Annotated in this window: 17 protein-coding genes; 9 read left to right on the forward strand and 8 right to left on the reverse strand. The window is 45.8% G+C overall.

The features are described 5' to 3' along the window. Positions 1-214: 214 nt before the first annotated feature. Genes NSQ29_RS22075 through NSQ29_RS22085 form a run of 3 tightly spaced genes read left to right on the forward strand, consistent with a single transcriptional unit; the run spans position 215 to position 2,584 of the window. Entirely contained in the window at positions 215-469 is a 255-nt protein-coding gene (locus NSQ29_RS22075) for a FeoA family protein (protein WP_042185387.1), read from the forward strand. After that, the gene (locus NSQ29_RS22080) at positions 466-1,197 is read left to right on the forward strand and encodes a FeoB small GTPase domain-containing protein (protein WP_042185385.1); all 732 of its coding nucleotides are present in this window, start codon (positions 466-468) and stop codon (positions 1,195-1,197) included. The genes NSQ29_RS22075 and NSQ29_RS22080 overlap by 4 nt, the downstream gene beginning before the upstream one ends. Further along, positions 1,175-2,584 carry a nucleoside recognition domain-containing protein gene (locus NSQ29_RS22085; protein ID WP_042185383.1) on the forward strand — a complete coding sequence of 470 codons (1,410 nt, stop codon included), beginning with the start codon at positions 1,175-1,177 and terminating at the stop codon, positions 2,582-2,584. The genes NSQ29_RS22080 and NSQ29_RS22085 overlap by 23 nt, the downstream gene beginning before the upstream one ends. Before the next feature lie 508 nt (positions 2,585-3,092). On the opposite strand, the gene NSQ29_RS22090 is transcribed toward NSQ29_RS22085, so the two are convergent. Together NSQ29_RS22090 and NSQ29_RS22095 are read right to left on the reverse strand one after the other, a co-directional pair. Further along, positions 3,093-3,776 (reverse strand): hypothetical protein, encoded by a 684-nt coding sequence (locus NSQ29_RS22090; protein ID WP_143759394.1) that lies wholly within the window; start codon positions 3,774-3,776, stop codon positions 3,093-3,095. 133 nt (positions 3,777-3,909) lie between these two features. Continuing rightward, a complete protein-coding gene (locus tag NSQ29_RS22095) occupies positions 3,910-5,319 on the reverse strand; it encodes an aminotransferase-like domain-containing protein (RefSeq protein WP_341126091.1) in 1,410 nt (469 codons plus the stop codon). Between the two features lie 161 nt (positions 5,320-5,480). Between NSQ29_RS22095 and NSQ29_RS22100 the strand changes: the two genes are divergently transcribed. From NSQ29_RS22100 to glpX, 4 genes are all read left to right on the forward strand, one after another. Further along, positions 5,481-6,413, forward strand: coding sequence for a DMT family transporter (locus NSQ29_RS22100; RefSeq protein ID WP_341126092.1), 933 nt, complete (start codon positions 5,481-5,483; stop codon positions 6,411-6,413). A gap of 142 nt (positions 6,414-6,555) precedes the next feature. Then, positions 6,556-7,212 carry a helix-turn-helix transcriptional regulator gene (locus NSQ29_RS22105; RefSeq protein ID WP_149646549.1) on the forward strand — a complete coding sequence of 219 codons (657 nt, stop codon included), beginning with the start codon at positions 6,556-6,558 and terminating at the stop codon, positions 7,210-7,212. A 12-nt stretch (positions 7,213-7,224) separates the two neighbouring features. Continuing rightward, entirely contained in the window at positions 7,225-8,031 is an 807-nt protein-coding gene (locus tag NSQ29_RS22110; protein ID WP_445739171.1) for a pyruvate, water dikinase regulatory protein, read from the forward strand. Between the two features lie 42 nt (positions 8,032-8,073). Beyond that, a complete protein-coding gene (gene glpX / locus NSQ29_RS22115) occupies positions 8,074-9,069 on the forward strand; it encodes a class II fructose-bisphosphatase (RefSeq protein WP_042185368.1) in 996 nt (331 codons plus the stop codon). An 86-nt stretch (positions 9,070-9,155) separates the two neighbouring features. Here glpX and NSQ29_RS22120 read toward each other — a convergent pair whose 3' ends face one another. Next, the gene (locus tag NSQ29_RS22120) at positions 9,156-9,824 is read right to left on the reverse strand and encodes a general stress protein (protein ID WP_076299198.1); all 669 of its coding nucleotides are present in this window, start codon (positions 9,822-9,824) and stop codon (positions 9,156-9,158) included. A gap of 202 nt (positions 9,825-10,026) precedes the next feature. Here NSQ29_RS22120 and NSQ29_RS22125 point away from each other — a divergent pair, with 202 nt between their 5' ends. After that, positions 10,027-10,875 (forward strand): AraC family transcriptional regulator, encoded by an 849-nt coding sequence (locus tag NSQ29_RS22125; protein WP_339269148.1) that lies wholly within the window; start codon positions 10,027-10,029, stop codon positions 10,873-10,875. 94 nt (positions 10,876-10,969) lie between these two features. Continuing rightward, positions 10,970-11,959: an aldo/keto reductase gene (locus NSQ29_RS22130; protein WP_371915722.1), complete on the forward strand. Its 990-nt coding sequence runs from the start codon at positions 10,970-10,972 to the stop codon at positions 11,957-11,959. 82 nt (positions 11,960-12,041) lie between these two features. On the opposite strand, the gene NSQ29_RS22135 is transcribed toward NSQ29_RS22130, so the two are convergent. The 5 genes from NSQ29_RS22135 to NSQ29_RS22155 all read right to left on the reverse strand — a co-directional run bounded on the left by NSQ29_RS22135 (position 12,042) and on the right by NSQ29_RS22155 (position 16,426). Beyond that, positions 12,042-12,773 carry a ZIP family metal transporter gene (locus tag NSQ29_RS22135; protein WP_341126093.1) on the reverse strand — a complete coding sequence of 244 codons (732 nt, stop codon included), beginning with the start codon at positions 12,771-12,773 and terminating at the stop codon, positions 12,042-12,044. Positions 12,774-12,942: 169 nt separating this feature from the next. Beyond that, positions 12,943-13,746: a phosphonate ABC transporter, permease protein PhnE gene (phnE, locus tag NSQ29_RS22140; protein ID WP_042185360.1), complete on the reverse strand. Its 804-nt coding sequence runs from the start codon at positions 13,744-13,746 to the stop codon at positions 12,943-12,945. Continuing rightward, complete coding sequence (gene phnE, locus NSQ29_RS22145; RefSeq protein WP_042185358.1) at positions 13,743-14,534, reverse strand: phosphonate ABC transporter, permease protein PhnE; 792 nt, start codon at positions 14,532-14,534, stop codon at positions 13,743-13,745. The genes phnE (NSQ29_RS22140) and phnE (NSQ29_RS22145) overlap by 4 nt, the downstream gene beginning before the upstream one ends. A 1-nt stretch (position 14,535) precedes the next feature. Then, positions 14,536-15,318 (reverse strand): phosphonate ABC transporter ATP-binding protein, encoded by a 783-nt coding sequence (phnC, locus tag NSQ29_RS22150; RefSeq protein ID WP_149646544.1) that lies wholly within the window; start codon positions 15,316-15,318, stop codon positions 14,536-14,538. Positions 15,319-15,448: 130 nt separating this feature from the next. After that, positions 15,449-16,426: a phosphate/phosphite/phosphonate ABC transporter substrate-binding protein gene (locus NSQ29_RS22155; protein WP_076283973.1), complete on the reverse strand. Its 978-nt coding sequence runs from the start codon at positions 16,424-16,426 to the stop codon at positions 15,449-15,451. Positions 16,427-16,515: the final 89 nt, after the last annotated feature.

Raw genomic sequence — 16,515 nt, forward strand, 5'->3', positions numbered from 1 at the left:
ACTCAACCTTAGCCCCTCGGCTGGAGAGCGCAAGCCTTCTTTCCGTTAGGGGCTTTTTTGCGCCTAAATTAATTTTGCCTTAGGGAAACATTCTTGTTGCAGGGACAAAGTTGTTCACATATACTAATATTGTGTCAGACCACAAGAAAAATTCCAATGCACAAAATAATAACCATAAAAATACAAATAATAATAAATGAAAGAAGGGGATCTAATGTCTGGAGCTAGTATTCCTTTATCAGAAGCGGCTAAAGGAAGCACACTGCGTATCAGCGGCATTGAAGTTCAGGGTGTGCTTAGAAGAAGATTACTGGATCTCGGGTTTGTAGTCGGTAATGCCGTTGAGGTGTTACGGCGTAGTCCCTTAGGAGATCCTATAGCTTTTCGGGTAAGCAACACGACCATTGCATTACGTAGAGAAGAAAGCTCTTTAATATTTGGAGAAGTCATCGGAGGTGTAGAAGCATGAGTCATTTCACAGTCGCTTTTGCAGGCAATCCTAACACTGGCAAAAGCACGCTTTTCAATCTGCTGACCGGCATGCGCCAGCATACAGGAAACTGGGCAGGTAAAACCGTCATTACTGCTGAAGGCGAGTTTAAGCATAAGGACCATACGTACCTCGCAGTAGATCTTCCTGGTACGTATTCGCTGTACTCGAATTCTGCTGATGAAGAAGCGGCTAGAGATTATATTATTTTTGAACAGCCCGATGTGACACTAGTTGTTCTTGACGCTACCTCGCTAGAACGAAATCTCAACCTTGCCTTACAAGTGCTGGAGATTACCGGGCGGGCTGTAGTCTGCATCAACCTCATCGATGAAGCCCGTAAGCTCGGTATCGACATCAATCTAAAACGTATTTCCAAACGTCTCGGCGTGCCTGTTGTAGCGATATCGGCTCGCAATAAAATCGGTATTGAGGCGTTATTGGATCAGGTGGAGCGAGTGGCTACAGGCGCATTCACTGCACAGCCACTGCGTATTACGTACAACGAGGAGATTGAACGAGGAATTGCAGAGCTTACACCGCTGGTAGAACAAACCATTGGCAGCAAATACCCGGCCCGCTGGATTGCATTGCGCCTGTTAGATGGTGATGACAGCCTTCTTACCTCACTTAAAGAGAATATGAAGAATAAAGAATTACCTGAAGCAAAGGAGGTCATCGGTCATGGAGTCACCGCATATCACTAAGGGATTAGATCCTCTAGATTCCTTGCTGTCCACCGCGAAAAAGCTCGCTGACGGCGGAGCGATACGGGATGAGATTGTCAGTGGTATCTATGGCGTATCCGCAGGCATCTGCGGGGATGCAGTCACCTATAGGGATAAGAAGAAGCTGAACAGCACTTATAAGCTAGATAATATCGTAACTTCAAAAATATGGGGATTCCCCATTATGCTCGCCATCCTCGGTATCGTGTTCTGGATTACGATTGCCGGCGCCAACTATCCTTCAAGCTGGCTTGCTTCCTTCTTCGGCTTCATCGAAGGCTATCTCACTGCCGGATTTGAGGCGATCCATGCCCCCGCTTGGCTACACGGTGTACTTGTTCTGGGATTATATCGAGGAACCTCTTGGGTCATCAGCGTCATGCTGCCACCAATGATGATATTTTTTCCAGTGTTTGCGCTGCTTGAGAATTTCGGATATCTGCCGAGGGTTGCTTTTAACATGGATCGGTTGTTCAAAAAATCAGGTGGTCACGGCAAGCAAGCTTTGACCATGTCTATGGGTTTCGGCTGTAATGCCGCCGCCATCCTCTCCACACGAATCATCGAATCGCCGCGTGAACGGATGCTCGCGATTTTGACCAACAATTTCGTTCCATGTAACGGCCGCTGGCCGACATTGATTCTATTGTCTTCCTTATTCATGGCAGGAGCGGCTACGACAGGCGCACTCCGTACCCTCACCACCGCCTCCGTACTTATGGGGATGGTGCTGATCGGCATCATCGTTACTCTGACGGTTTCCTGGGTCATGTCCAAAACTGCGCTACGCGGTGTTCCAACGCATTATACACTAGAGCTCCCGCCCTATCGTCGTCCACAAATTTGGAAGACCATACTTATTTCCTCTAAAGATAAGTCTCTTAACGTACTTACTCGTGCCATCGTCGTTGCTGCCCCTGCCGGTATTATCACTTGGATTCTTGGCAACCTGTTTGTTGGTGGAGATTCTGTCCTGAATCATATGGCTGCATTCTTCGATCCTTTTGCACACATGCTCGGCATGGATGGCTTTATCATCATGGCCTTTATTCTAGGACTTCCTGCGAATGAAATCGTACTGCCCATTCTGCTTATGGGCTATATGTCCTCAGGAGCTATGGTCGATATCGACAGCTTGGGCAGCATCAAAGATGTCTTTTTATCACATGGCTGGACTTGGCTGACCGCACTTAATATGATGTTGTTCTCCCTGCTCCACTATCCTTGCGGCACTACACTCGTGAACATCTATAAGGAGACGAAAAGCATGAAGTGGGCTGTTCTCTCAGCAGTCATCCCGCTCGGCATCGCCATTGGTGTTACGTTTGCTGTCGCTCAGCTTGCTCGGTTATTCGGGTGGGTGTGACGAAGCTTGTAGCATGGATTCATCTTACAGCAGCGAACTTTAACTGATTTCAACTTACATTAGCTAAATTTACTTTGTCTCACCTTACAACATCTAATGTTCACCGTATTTCACAAAATTCTGCCCTCCTTGAACTCATAATTAGGGAAATCCTCCCCCAAATTCGAACTTTATAAGCGCAAATTAAACTTTTTGCGGAAATTCTCCCTAATAAATAGTCGATTATAGGAAAAATAGGGCATTTCCGCAGAATTTTAGGGAGGAATTCCCCAATTATCGATCATATAGAGTAAAATACGATTGAATCAGGGAGATTTTCCCTAATTATCGATAATATCGAGTAAACCACGACAATTTTAAGAAGGATTTCACTTACTTCGAGTTTTGATGACCCGAGCTATACTTAAGCACCAGTACCCACACCGCCCACCACCTACTTAAGGTCAGCTCAAACAAATAAGCGGCCGCCCGAATACTTCCCGGGCGACCGCTTCATCAGACCAACAGTTTATTTCTTACGCGTTCCACCATCTCTACGACGGTAGAGTACAGCGCCAGCTATCGCTATCAAAACGATAATGATTCCACTGATCCCTACATTCACAAGTGGAAAAGAGTCACTCTCCGCAGCTGGTTTCCCCTCAACTTCAGTCGCCCCATTATTCCCAGTTTCGGATTTCGGCGAATGGTTTGATGTTACCTCCGGAGAAGCTGTAGGAGTACCTGCCGATATACTAGGTCCAAGCTCCTTCAGATCCTCTGATGCCGAGGCAAGCAGCTTCGTTCGGCTGCATAAACTGGCCTCTAATTTACCAGAGTCATCTTCGTCATTAGCATACGCATAGACGATATAACTTTCCCCTTCCACGAATTCAAACCCACAGCTGGCAGACGATAAAGCAGTACTCAAGGTAACTTTATTCCCCTTAATTCCTTTCCAGCTGGAATCGACTTCAAAGGTTACTTTTACTGGATCCGCAGATGAGATTATAGTCCCCTTTGGCTCCTTTTTGTCCACTACTTTCCCAGTAAAGACGGCTGAACTTGACTCCAGCGCCTCAAGTGGCTCCGCAGGTACAACACAGGAACACGCATAAGTAACGGAGGGACGCACCGTCAGTAAGGCCATAAATATTAACGTTATACTTAGGAACATCATAAGTGGACTGCGGAACTTGGTCTTAAACATCATAATAACCTCCTTCTTTACTCTACAGACGGAACAGAAGAAGAAAGTGTTACAACAATTTCCAAACAAGTTATACAAGTCTAATCTTTTCCATCCTAAATAGTCTTCATTAGTTCCTCATGTCTACTGTACCTACTCATAACCCTCGCGCAATTGCAATCATCCGCTGAATCCCCTCACGTAGCACCCCTTCGCTTGCAAAGGAGTAACTTATTCGAATCCTCGACCTCATCTCACCAAGCGGATCAAACAACTCTCCTGGCACAAAAGCAATCGACTGGGCCATACTTGAGACAAACAGTCGATCCGCCGAAAGATGGTCCGGCAGCTTCACCCATAAATTCAAGCCCCCTTGCGGAGGCGTCCACTCCCACCCAGTCCCAGCCAGCTCCTCCTCTACAATCTCCTTATGCACCTGAAGTGCAATGCGTAGCTTACCGAGATGCTGTTGCAAACGTGATGACGTGTAGTAATGTAGGAATATCTTCTGGTTAAGCAGCGGAGTACCATTGTCCGCGAGTGATTTGGCCGTGATCAAGCGCTCCATAAACGGATAGCGACAAGCCACCGCACAGATCCGTAAGCCTGGGGCTACATATTTACTGAAGCTGCTAATATAGATCACCCAACCTTCGGTATCGTAAGCAAAAAAGGGCGGCGGGGGCTCCTCTTCAAAATACATATCGCGGAACGGATCATCCTCCACCAGTAAACAGCGATAACGTTCGGCCAGTTCTACCAACAGCTTGCGCTGTTGCACAGGCACCGTGTATCCAGTTGGATTGTGATGCGTTGGATTAATGTAGAACATACGCGGCTTATGCTTTTTCATCAAAGCTTCTACTTCTTCCAAGTCGTAGCCCATCGGAGTGATCTCCACCGGAACCAGCCTTGCCCCCTCCCGGCGAAAAATATCCATGGCCACACTGTAGGTTGGTCGCTCCACAAGCACCGTGTCCATAGGCCCGAGCACAATTCGTGCAATCAGATTGATCGCCTGCTGCGCACCTGAAGTAATAAGCAGCTCTTCCGAAGATAACTGTAGCCAATGCTTCTTCCGAAAATGACGACTTAGCGTCTCCCGTAACTCCTCATCTCCCTGAACCGAAGAGTACGTCCCCATGACCTTGGGATATAAATCGAACACTTTTTTGACATAGTCGGATAGAAAAAGATTTGGCAAAAGACCTGGATCAATCAGCGCCTGTGAGAACTGATACTTAGCAGGCATTCTCTGTATATCCGAAAGAGGATTAGTGAGCGCATAGGCAGTCACTGCTGCTCCTTTTTCTACAATAGGAACCAAGCTAACAGGCGATACGTAATAACCTGATTTATCTTTCACATAAACTTTTCCATCCTCTGTCAGCATTCTATACGCTTTGAATACTGTCAGTCGATGTACCTGTAATTCCTCCGCCAGCAGCCGTATAGAAGGAAGCTTATCATGTGCCCCCCACTCCCCTCGCTCCATGCGATTCACTAGAAATTCATATACCTGCCGAAACAAGGGATGATTATGCTCCACGTTCGCTGACTTTTTCACCTCACAGCAACTCCTCTCCGAACAACTCCTATTTACAGTATTGTACACGATTTCCGAAGTCATCTGTTCTACTCAACATCATCTGTTCTGTGTTCTCCCCTATATGATTAACGAACTGGTTCAAGGATCGTTATATACACACACTAAAGGGGACTTTCAAAATGATCTTATTCGCTTATGCACTTGTATGTCTGATCTTCGGCACGACCTTTCTAGCTATCAAAATCGGTGTGGATGCCGGTGCGCCGCCCTTCTTTTCAGCAGGCTTGCGATTTTTTGTTGCAGGCGCTGTTCTATTTCTATGGATGGTCTGGAAACGAAAAGCTAGCTTCTCCCTGCTCCTGCGTAAAGAAATGCTCTTCACCGGATCTGCGTTAACCTTTGGCACCTTTGCAGGTCTCTACTGGGCTGAACAATATGTATCTTCCGGGTTAGCAGCTGTACTCTCTGCCACAGGTCCGATCATGATTCTGTTGCTCCAAACTTCTATTCTTCGTCAAAAAGCACCTGCCATCTCACTATATGGTTGTATCATCGGGTTGACTGGCGTACTGCTGCTCGTTCTTCCTAATCTTGTCGTTGATATTTCACCGTTATGGCTCATCGGCTGCGCAGCTGTCCTCATTGGGGAATGCTGTTACGCAGTAGGTGCGATTTATTCTAAAAAAGTAATCAATAGCATGCCCGAGGTCTCTCCAATCGCACTAAATGCAGCCCAAATGATGTATGGTGGAGTGCTGTTATTCATTCTTTCCTTAGCCACCGAAAATGTACATCCTGAGTTTCTGCTCTCTTACGAGATCGCAGGTTCACTGCTCTATCTAATCGTAATCGGCTCGATGGTCGGTCATTCGTTGTTCTACTGGCTCGTCGCTAAGACAAATCCTGTGTTTCCCTCTACCTGGCTCTATATCTCTCCACCGATTGCCGTAGGGGTTGGCTTTTTCTTTTATAATGAAGCCGTGAATTGGGTTACGATCCTCGGTGTATTCACTATCATTGCTGGGACCATCCTGGTCAATGCTGATGCCTTGAAACAATTAATGTTAAAGCGTAGGGTCCGTACATCTGCGTCAAAAAAAATGAATATATGACGTACTATATATTGCATTTATGACCACTATTGCGTATTATATAACCAAGTTAAATTAAAAACATCTATATATGACTCATATATGAAAGGAGGATTCGCTTAACGGCGCTTCTTTTCTAAAGAGGAATGCCTTTTTATCTGAAGTGGAGGGAATTGCGATCGAACTGACATCACGTCAACTAGAAATCATTGATATTGTGAACAAAAGAGCTCCGATTACCGGCGAACAGATTGCCGAATGTCTGAATCTAACACGGCCAACGATTCGCTCCGATCTCTCTGTTCTGGTTATGCTCAAATATATCGATGCTAAACCTAAAGTCGGTTACTTCCCGGGACTCAAATCATCTAATCGTCTGGGAAGCAATTATTTGTTGCAGGAGACAAAGGTAAAAGAGATTCAAAGTGTACCTATTATTATCCGTGAGACTACTACGGTTCAAGATGCCGTAGTTACGCTATTTCTACAGGATGTTGGCACCCTTATTATTTGTGACGAAGAGGGCAAGCTCACCGGTGTTGCTTCACGTAAGGATTTCCTGAAAGTAACCCTTGGCAATCCGGGTGCTGTATCCATGCCCGTAAGCATGGTCATGACACGCCAGCCCAAAGTAGTCACAACTTCACCAGATGAGACGGTGCTTGATGCCGCACATAAAATGATTTTTCACGAGGTAGATAGTTTACCGGTAGTTGTTCCCAGCGTCACAGAAGACAATGGTACGAAACTGGATGTCATAGGACGCTTGACGAAAACTGCTATCGTAAAACTTCTCCTCGAACTAGAAGCCAAAGGATAACAGGAGGAATTCATGAGCATCGAGCAATCTTCCAACCTAATAACGATCTGCTCAGATTCTATAGGAGATACGGCGGAAGCTGTCGTGCAGGCCGTCATTCATCAATTCCAGAATCAGCAGATCACCATCAAAAGATACGGGAACATTAGACATGAAGATGAGCTCCGGAAGCTTATGGAAGAAGCCGCGCAGCATAAAGGTTTTGTCGTCTATACGCTGGTGCAGCCGGAGCTAAGAGAAATGATTAAAGAAGAGGCTGTACGGCTTGACCTTCGGATCGTAGATATTATGGGTCCAATGATGCAAGCTTTCATTGATACGTTTGACGACGCTCCTCAGCAGCGACCGGGTTTATTGCACCAGCTTGATGAGAACTACTTCCGCCGTATGGAGGCTATCGAATTCACAGTTGCCTGTGATGATGGCCGCGATCTCGGCGCTATGCTGAAGGCCGATATCGTTCTACTAGGGATGTCCCGTACTTCAAAAACACCACTTAGTATCTTTTTGGCCCATCGGGGGAAAAAGGTCGTTAACTATCCGATTATTCCTGAAATTGCTCCTCCGAAAGAGCTGCTAAGCTTGCCGTCGAACCGACTGATCGGACTAACCATGAAGCCGGAGTATATGCTGAAGATTCGCTCCGAGCGGCTGAAGGCGCTTGGGTTACCGACTGGCTCCCAATATGCAAGTCTGGAGCGGATTACAGAGGAGATGGAATATGCCTCTTCTCTGTTCAATAAGCTAGGCTGTCCTGTAATCGATATTACCGACAAAGCTATAGAAGAAACCGCTGGTATTATTATGGGTTATATCTAACATTCAGATTAAAATTTATGGGATGTACTGGAGGGAATTAGAATGGATCGCGAACTGGCTCTTGAGATTGTACGGGTAACTGAACTAGGTGCATTATCCTCAGCTCGCTGGATCGGGCGGGGAGATAAAAATGCGGCAGATGATGCAGCCACGACTGCCATCCGCTCCATGTTTGATTCCGTCTCCATCGACGGAACGGTCGTCATTGGTGAAGGAGAGATGGATGATGCTCCAATGCTCTATATTGGCGAGAAAGTCGGGAATCAAAAGGGTCCTTCTGTCGATGTAGCCGTCGATCCTCTGGAAGGCACTGAAGTGGTGGCCTGTGGTCTTCACAATGCCCAATCCGTGATTGCCATAGCAGATAAGGGCAGCCTGCTGCATGCTCCAGACATTTATATGGAGAAACTCGCCTGCGGTCCTGAGCTTGCCGGGAAGCTTAGTCTTGAAGACCCTGTGGAGGTCACTCTCCAGAAAGCATGCCTCTTCAGTGGCAAGTCCCTCTCCGAGCTAACCGTAATGGTACTTGACCGCAAACGGCATGAGGAGCTCATTCATAGTCTTCGAGAAGCGGGTGTACGGATTAAGCTACTCGGTCACGGCGATGTGGCTGGCGCTATTGCAGCAGCCCTGCCGGATAGCGATGTCGATTTGTACATGGGCTCGGGCGGAGCACCTGAAGGCGTCCTTGCCGCTGCCGCACTGAAATGTCTTGGTGGAGAAATGCAGGGCCGTTTGCTTCCCGATGGACCTCTTGAGCAGCAGCGCTGTGTCCGTATGGGAATTTCTAATCCTACGAGAGTGTTATACATGGAGGACATGGTTGGCACAGGCGACGTACTCTTTGCCGCCACTGGCGTCACCTCAGGTGAATTCCTGAACGGTGTCCGTTTTATCGGCAAAGAGCGCGCTGAGACGCATTCGGTCATCATGCGGGCACAGAGTCGAACAATCCGCTACATCCGTAGTATTCATTTCCTGCCTGGCAAAGAAATACCGGATGGACTAACCGTTAGACAGAATGTTGCCTCACTATAGCATTACACAAAAAAACAGGCTATCTCACCAGCTCACCCTTGGCTAGTGAAATAGTCTGTTTTTATTACTAAATAGATAATCATCTCTTATTTATTTCTAATGCGCTCACTCGCTAAGGTATCCATGGCATCCATGGTTCCGGTAGCTTGAGCCAAATTTCTCGCCTCTTGTTGATCAGCGGCTCTGAGCGCATCGCTTTCCTTTACACTACCATCATAATTTCGATTCTCAGCTGTATTCATATTCGCAATATCCTCAAAACGGTCTGCATTCAGACTATTATGCTGTACGAAGATCCGCTTCACTTCTTCCTCTTTCTGCTCGCCCTCCACATCCACCATTACAAGAATATGGCCTTCATCTACGTAGTTATCGTAACGCTTGGCTTCCTCTTCAGGAATGCCTAGTCCAATAAGACCGCCAACTAATCCACCGCTGCCTGCACCTATTGCCGCTCCAGCAAGTGTTGCCGCAAGCGGTCCGGCTGCAATGATCGGCCCGATGCCTGGAATAGCCAAAGCGCCTATCCCCATCAAGAGCCCAGTTAATCCACCCAGCAGACCACCCGTAGCTGCACCAGTAGCTATTCCTTCCGGCGCTTGGGTCCCTGATTCATCTCTAAGCGTATCCGCACTCTCTGAATTTCTCGCGATAATCGATATGTCCTCTGTTCTGCAGCCTTGACGTTTCAACTCTTCAATAGCCCTCGAAGCTTCGTATTCGGCAGCAAAGACACCCACTATTCTCTTATTCATCTCCATTACCTCCTAGTGATCGAAGTTAGCTCATACGTTCAGCTTCATAGCTTACTTAACCAAACTGGGCAGGGATAAACTTCTATCACAGAATTCGCAAACCATTCCAAGTAATGTTCCCACTAAAATATGCTGTATAATAAAAGAAAATGGGCACAATCATCCTTAGTTAACTCTATAAAAGAAAGAGACTGAAGCATTCATGGCGATATTTAATTATAATTCTGAGCGTCCCTTCAGAGGTAATCCCGATCTGCATCTCCATTACTGGGGGCGGGAACAGTGTCTACCTGGGCATTTTTTCGGACCCGGAGTTCGTGACGTTTACAAAATACATTTCATTCATGAGGGAACTGGAAAGGTATCTGTGGGTGAACAAACCCATATCCTGCAAGCGGGACAAGCTTTTCTTACCTACCCTCATATCGTTACTTCTTATGCAGCGGACCTAACCAATCCTTGGATCTATTCCTGGGTAGCCTTTACCGGAGAACAGGTATCATATATTTTATCCAAAACCTCCTTGACCCCTGAGCAACCAATCTTCCCGATGGATAAACAGCTTATGCCTAATCTCTACGAACGCCTGACAGAAGGAGCCGACAATTCGGATTGTCTTGACCTGCCGCTAAAAGCGATCATGTATGAGTTTTTCTCCCTCTTGCTACAAGCGGTGCCAGCTGTTCCGGATGTACTACCTTTACCGCGTCAAAAGAGTATTTACGTCGAGCAAAGTCTCCACTTTTTGCATACACATTATTGTGAGAACATTTCGGTGGAAATGCTGTCTTCTTCTCTCAAGCTGGATCGCAAATATTTATCTTCCTTGTTCAAACGGACCATTGGTATGCCACCACAGCAGTATTTATTGAATTACCGTGTCGCTAAAGCATGCGAGCTTCTGACAGAAACCCTCTGTACTATCGGTGAGATCTCGCGTTCCGTCGGCTATCAGGACCCCTTACTCTTTTCGCGAATGTTCAAGAAGGTGAAAGGTTGTTCTCCAAAAGAATACCGTATCCGTCATCTCGAAAATGACATTGTGCTATAAACTTCTTCCTTGCTGACATACGTTTGTCCGGGATCTTTCGCTACAATAAGGACGTAACGTAATCAGAAATAAGTCTTTTTAGGAGGAAATAATGATGTATAACGCAAGCGCTACCAGATATGACAATATGAAATATAACCGCACTGGAAAAAGCGGTCTACTCCTTCCGGCGATCTCGCTAGGACTTTGGCATAACTTTGGCGGAAACGACTTATTCGAGAATGGTCGCGCCATGGCAAGAAGAGCTTTCGATCTTGGAATCACTCATTTTGATCTCGCTAATAACTACGGTCCTCCAGCTGGCTCCGCAGAAGAAAGCTTTGGTCAAATCCTTAAGAAGGATCTTGCTCCTTATCGTGATGAAATGGTCATCTCGACTAAAGCCGGATATTATATGTGGGCCGGTCCTTATGGCGAATGGGGCTCCAAGAAATATCTCGTCTCCAGTCTAGACCAAAGCTTGAAACGTATGGGCCTTGATTATGTAGATATTTTCTATCACCACCGTCCAGATCCGAATACGCCACTGGAAGAGACTATGGCTGCGCTGGATCTTATTGTACGTCAAGGTAAAGCGCTGTATGTTGGGATTTCGAATTACAACCCTGAACAGACACGCGAAGCGGCACAAATTCTGCGTCGACTTGGAACGCCATGCCTGATTCATCAACCTAACTACTCCATGATGTCCCGCTGGATTGAAGATGGCTTGCAGGATGTATTAACTGAGGAGGGTATCGGATCGATTGTGTTCTCTCCACTACAAGGAGGCATTCTGACCGACCGCTATCTTAACGGAATTGCTCCTGATTCTCGCGCTGCTGGACCAAGTGTATTCCTGTCCGAAGATGCCATTACGGAAGAGAAGATCGCTAAAGTTCGCAAACTGAACGAGATTGCTGCTGCACGTGGACAAAAAATGTCTCAGCTAGCGTTATCTTGGGTACTCCGCGGAGGTAAAGTCACTTCAGCTTTGATCGGTGCAAGTAAGGTGAGCCAGATTGAAGATGCAGTCGCCTCCTTGAATGCACCAGAGCTAAGTGCAGAAGAGCTGGAGCAAATCGAGACGATTTTGCGAGGATAATTATAGATTAAACCATAAAGACGGCCAATGAGGTCAGGCAGCTTAAGCTGCTCTGGCACTTCATTGGCCGTCTTTTCCCTACTCACCCAAATATCTGCGTGATATACACCATAATTAATAATCCAAAGATAAACGAATACGTCGAAGGCCGTTCGTAACCATGACCATGACTCTCTGGAATAAGTTCCTTGTAGACGATGAATAGCATAGCCCCGGCGGCAAAAGCAAGACCATAGCCCACTACATTATGTAGGTAACTCGCCGTAAAATACCCAATAACCGCAGATACCATTTCCATAAGTCCGGTAAGCGTAACGATTCCCAAGGCTTTTAACTTAGTTGTTCTAGAATTCATCAGAAAGACTGCGAGAATCAATCCTTCAGGCATATTTTGCGCACCAATCGCTATGGCCACGGTGGGACCCAGACTCGCCTGCTCACTGGCATAACTAAATCCCGTACTAAGACCTTCTGGTATATTGTGAATGAACAATGCAATCAAAACGAGCAGCGCCTTGGAATCCATATTGGTATATCCGGGTTTATTCTCCACGTCGATATGCGGGATGTTCTTTTCAATTAAATCAAGCAGTAGAACTCCTGTAATCAGGCCCAAGGTTAATGCGATAATCCCCGATTCTTTAATCGCTTGCGGCATGAGTCCAAATGTAGAAGCCGATACCATTATACCTGCAGTAAAAGCAACGAGAACGTCCTTCCATTTCTCAGATAACCTCTTCACGAACAGGATCGGAAACGCTCCAAGAACCGTAGCCATTGCTGATACAAAGCTGCCAATAAGCGCAGATTCCAAACCTTCAACTCCTTCATTACAATTCTGATAGACCAACATATGTTAACACAAAAAGTATTATTACTTCTATATAGCTTTTCCGAATAGTACGCTAATCATAAAAAGACCCCCATAGGCTCGATTCATACCCTAAGGAGGTCTTTGTCTAACATGTAATTATGCGATTCTATTACACTAGCTTCTTCCGAATCATGCCGGAAATCAGATCAATAATCGTAATCATCGCAATGATACCTAGCAGGATAATTCCGACACGGTCCCAATTCCGTGAACTGAGGGCGAAGATTAACGGTGTGCCAATTCCGCCTGCTCCAATCACACCCAGAATCGTAGCTGAGCGAACGTTAATTTCGAATCTGTATAAAGTGTAGGATAGAAAGCCTGGCAATACCTGCGGCACAACAGCAAACCATAACACCTGCATGCGGCTGGCACCAGAAGAGATTAAGGCTTCGAGTGGACCGTTATCAATATTCTCAATCTCATCCGCGAACAATTTGCCGAGCATGCCGACGGAATGCAGTCCTAGTGCCAGTACACCCGCAAATGAACCCGGCCCAACAGCCTTGATGAACAGCAAAGCCATAATGATCTCAGGAAATGTCCGTATAAAGCTTAATATTAGCTTGCCGGAACCCGAAATCGCCTTTCCCTTGCTCATGTTGACCGCAGCCCAAAAAGCAAAGGGAATACATATGAAAGTCGAGATAAAAGTCCCTAAAATTGAAATAGCTAATGTCTCAAGTAATCCTCGAAGCAGATCCTCCCCATCTGGTAAATAAACGAAGGCCCAGTCAGGAGAGAATATCCCGGCAAAGATTGCCTTAGTAATGATCCCGGCAGTTTCTTTAAATCCATTAAACGGCACTCCCGAAAAAGCCCAGATGTAAACTGCCGCTAATGCTACATAAATCAGCCATCGGAAACGATTTTTACGAGGTTTGGGTACTAGGGTATTCCATGATTTACTCATATTAATTTCTCCCGCAGCTTAGTGCTTACATAATCAATAATCAAGACTACTGCTAATGTGAACAAGATGATGGTGCAAGTCTTATCGTATTCTAAAAAGCCTAATGTCACTTCATAGTAATGGCCGATTCCACCCGCGCCTACCAAACCTAAAACTGCTGCAGCACGAACATTAATCTCAAAGGCATACAACACATAAGACATGAAATGAGCCTGTACCTGCGGAATGACGCCGAACATAATTCGTTGAGTCTTATTCGCTCCGACTGAAGTCATTGCTTCCAAAGGTCCCTGTTCAATCGTCTCCAACGATTCATAGGTAAGCTTGGCGATCAGCCCTAGCGAAAATACCGTCAAAGCAAATATTCCCGGAAGCGCACCGAGGCCAAAAATGGCGACAAAAATAGAAGCCAGCAGTAGATCGGGAATTGTGCGGATCAAATTCAGCAGCATACGTACCGGATAATGAAGCCATCGGCTTTGCGTAATATTGCTTGCACACAGCAAGGCAATGGGAACCGCCAGAATGGCACCAAACGTTGTACCGACCAATGCCATCCGGATCGTCTCCAGCATCGCATCTATAATATTGTCAAAATACCCCCAGTTTGGAGGGAACATTTCCTTAAGCAGATCCAGCATATTTGGCAGACCGGAGATCAGCTCTCCAATGGATGAATCGGTCAAGACCGCACTTCTCCACAGTAATACTACTAATATAATGGCTGTAAAATAATGCTTTATCTTCCTTGGTGGTTTGGGATGTAGCTTCTCTGCATTCACACTCATATCACATGCCTCCGCTTACAGGCTCACCTAACAACTCATCCTGATGAATCGGTCTGCCGTAAATCTCAGCAAATTTCTCATCGGTGGCCTCGGATACAGGACCATCGAAGACCACTTCTCCTGCCCGGAGCCCAATAATCCGGGTGGCATATTCTCTAGCGAGGTCGATAAAATGCAAATTCACGATGGTCGTAATCCCAAGCTCCATATTAATCTTTTTCAAATCATCCATAACCTGCTTGGTCGTCAGTGGATCCAGTGAAGCGACAGGTTCATCTGCAAGGATAATTTGCGCCTCCTGCGCAAGAACACGAGCAATAGCCACGCGCTGCTGCTGACCTCCAGATAGTTGATCTGCACGTGTGTAGGCCTTCTCAGCAATATTGACCCGATCGAGAGACTCGAAGGCTAAATCAATATCCTTCTGTGGGAATTTGCCAATTATCGTCCGTATTGTGGAATGATAGCCGACCCGCCCTGCCAATACATTACGAAGCACAGTCGTACGTTTCACCAAGTTGAAACTTTGGAAGATCATTCCGATATTTCTACGGATCATTCGGAGCTGGCTTCCCTTTGCCTTCGTGATGGATTGCCCATTGATAAGAATATCGCCTTCTGAAATATCATGAAGCCGGTTAATGGAACGTAGCAGGGTTGACTTTCCCGCACCCGAAAGACCAACAATAGCTACAAATTCTCCAGCTGGAATAGTCAGGTTAATGTTGTTTAAGCCTTTGGTTCCGTTTAGATACGTCTTGGACACATTACGAAGCTCTATCATGAAAATCATTCCTTTTTGTGTTTTCGTATATTCGTATAAAAGAGAAAGCCAGGTCCGGGGGGGAATCCGGAGCTGGCTATCCTTAGTTCCTGTTATACACCAACATCGTTGTATCCTTGAACGGCCTGAACTACTCTGTTTTTACTTTATTGTTGTATTCACGAACAATGTCAAAGTTGCTATCTTGTGACTTCACATAACCTTCATGCGAGTAAATATCTTTGATAATCTCATGTCCTTCTTTGTCAGCAGCGATATCAATAAACGCCTGCTGAATCTTCTCAATCCATTCCTTATTCATATCTGAACGGACCGAAATCGTGTCGTTAGGGATTTTATCAGTAAAGGCGAGAACACGAGTATCTTCAAATACTTTCGGATAATCCTTAACGACTATATTACGTGCATCCTGGAAAATAGCTGCGGCATCTACATCACCGTTCAGTACAGCAAGTACGCCTTGGTCATGTCCCTTAACCGTGATAGCTTGTACATCCTTCAACGGATCAAGTCCTGCATCCATTAGTGTTGCAGCCGGCCATACAAAACCTGCTGAGGATGTAACGTTTTGATAAGCGATTTTTTTGCCTTTCAAATCGGCAACGGATTGGATCGCAGAATCTTTCTTAACGATAATCATAGATTTATAGAAGTCAGCCAATTCATCTGTCGGAGCACCCGTTTCATCATTTACACCAAAACGTTGAGCTTGAAGAATAACTTCAGCAGCTCCTTTTTCTTTTGCCAATACGTAAGCTGTTGGAGGAAGGAAACCTAAATCTACTTTTTTGGAAGCCATAGCTTCGATAACAGTGTTGTAATCAGTAGAGACACTTACTTCTACAGGAATACCGAGTTTATCACCCAGTAATTTTTCAAGAGGTTTCGCCTTAGCTTCGAGCGTATCCGCATTTTGGGAAGGGACAAATTGTACTGTGAGCTTCTCTGGAACATAACCCTCTGCTACAGGAGCTGCCGTTTCCTTCGGTGCATTTGCTCCATCCGTCGATCCTTGATTTGCAGTATTAGTAGTGTTATTAGCACCACAACCACTAAGCAAAGTAATAGACATCATTAGCGGCAATACGAATTTACTTATTTTTCTCAAACGAAAGACCTCCACTGTTCTCTTTTTTTTAGTACTTCTAGACTATAAATATTTTGTATTAAATCTAAGGCCTCTAACTATTAAATATA

This window comes from Paenibacillus sp. FSL F4-0236, assembly GCF_038000135.1.
In the GTDB taxonomy this organism is placed as follows: domain Bacteria; phylum Bacillota; class Bacilli; order Paenibacillales; family Paenibacillaceae; genus Paenibacillus_AQ.

Excerpts from the sequence above, each read along its gene's own strand:
- glpX (WP_042185368.1), top strand. The coding sequence starts at position 8,074 with ATGGATCGCGAACTGGCTCTTGAGATTGTACGGGTAACTGAACTAGGT.
- NSQ29_RS22075 (WP_042185387.1), top strand. The coding sequence starts at position 215 with ATGTCTGGAGCTAGTATTCCTTTATCAGAAGCGGCTAAAGGAAGCACA.
- NSQ29_RS22125 (WP_339269148.1), top strand. The coding sequence starts at position 10,027 with ATGGCGATATTTAATTATAATTCTGAGCGTCCCTTCAGAGGTAATCCC.
- phnE (WP_042185358.1), bottom strand. The coding sequence starts at position 14,534 with ATGAGTGTGAATGCAGAGAAGCTACATCCCAAACCACCAAGGAAGATA.
- NSQ29_RS22100 (WP_341126092.1), top strand. The coding sequence starts at position 5,481 with ATGATCTTATTCGCTTATGCACTTGTATGTCTGATCTTCGGCACGACC.
- phnC (WP_149646544.1), bottom strand. The coding sequence starts at position 15,318 with ATGATAGAGCTTCGTAATGTGTCCAAGACGTATCTAAACGGAACCAAA.
- NSQ29_RS22120 (WP_076299198.1), bottom strand. The coding sequence starts at position 9,824 with ATGAATAAGAGAATAGTGGGTGTCTTTGCTGCCGAATACGAAGCTTCG.
- NSQ29_RS22085 (WP_042185383.1), top strand. The coding sequence starts at position 1,175 with ATGGAGTCACCGCATATCACTAAGGGATTAGATCCTCTAGATTCCTTG.
- NSQ29_RS22130 (WP_371915722.1), top strand. The coding sequence starts at position 10,970 with ATGTATAACGCAAGCGCTACCAGATATGACAATATGAAATATAACCGC.
- phnE (WP_042185360.1), bottom strand. The coding sequence starts at position 13,746 with ATGAGTAAATCATGGAATACCCTAGTACCCAAACCTCGTAAAAATCGT.
- NSQ29_RS22090 (WP_143759394.1), bottom strand. The coding sequence starts at position 3,776 with ATGATGTTTAAGACCAAGTTCCGCAGTCCACTTATGATGTTCCTAAGT.
- NSQ29_RS22110 (WP_445739171.1), top strand. The coding sequence starts at position 7,225 with ATGAGCATCGAGCAATCTTCCAACCTAATAACGATCTGCTCAGATTCT.
- NSQ29_RS22080 (WP_042185385.1), top strand. The coding sequence starts at position 466 with ATGAGTCATTTCACAGTCGCTTTTGCAGGCAATCCTAACACTGGCAAA.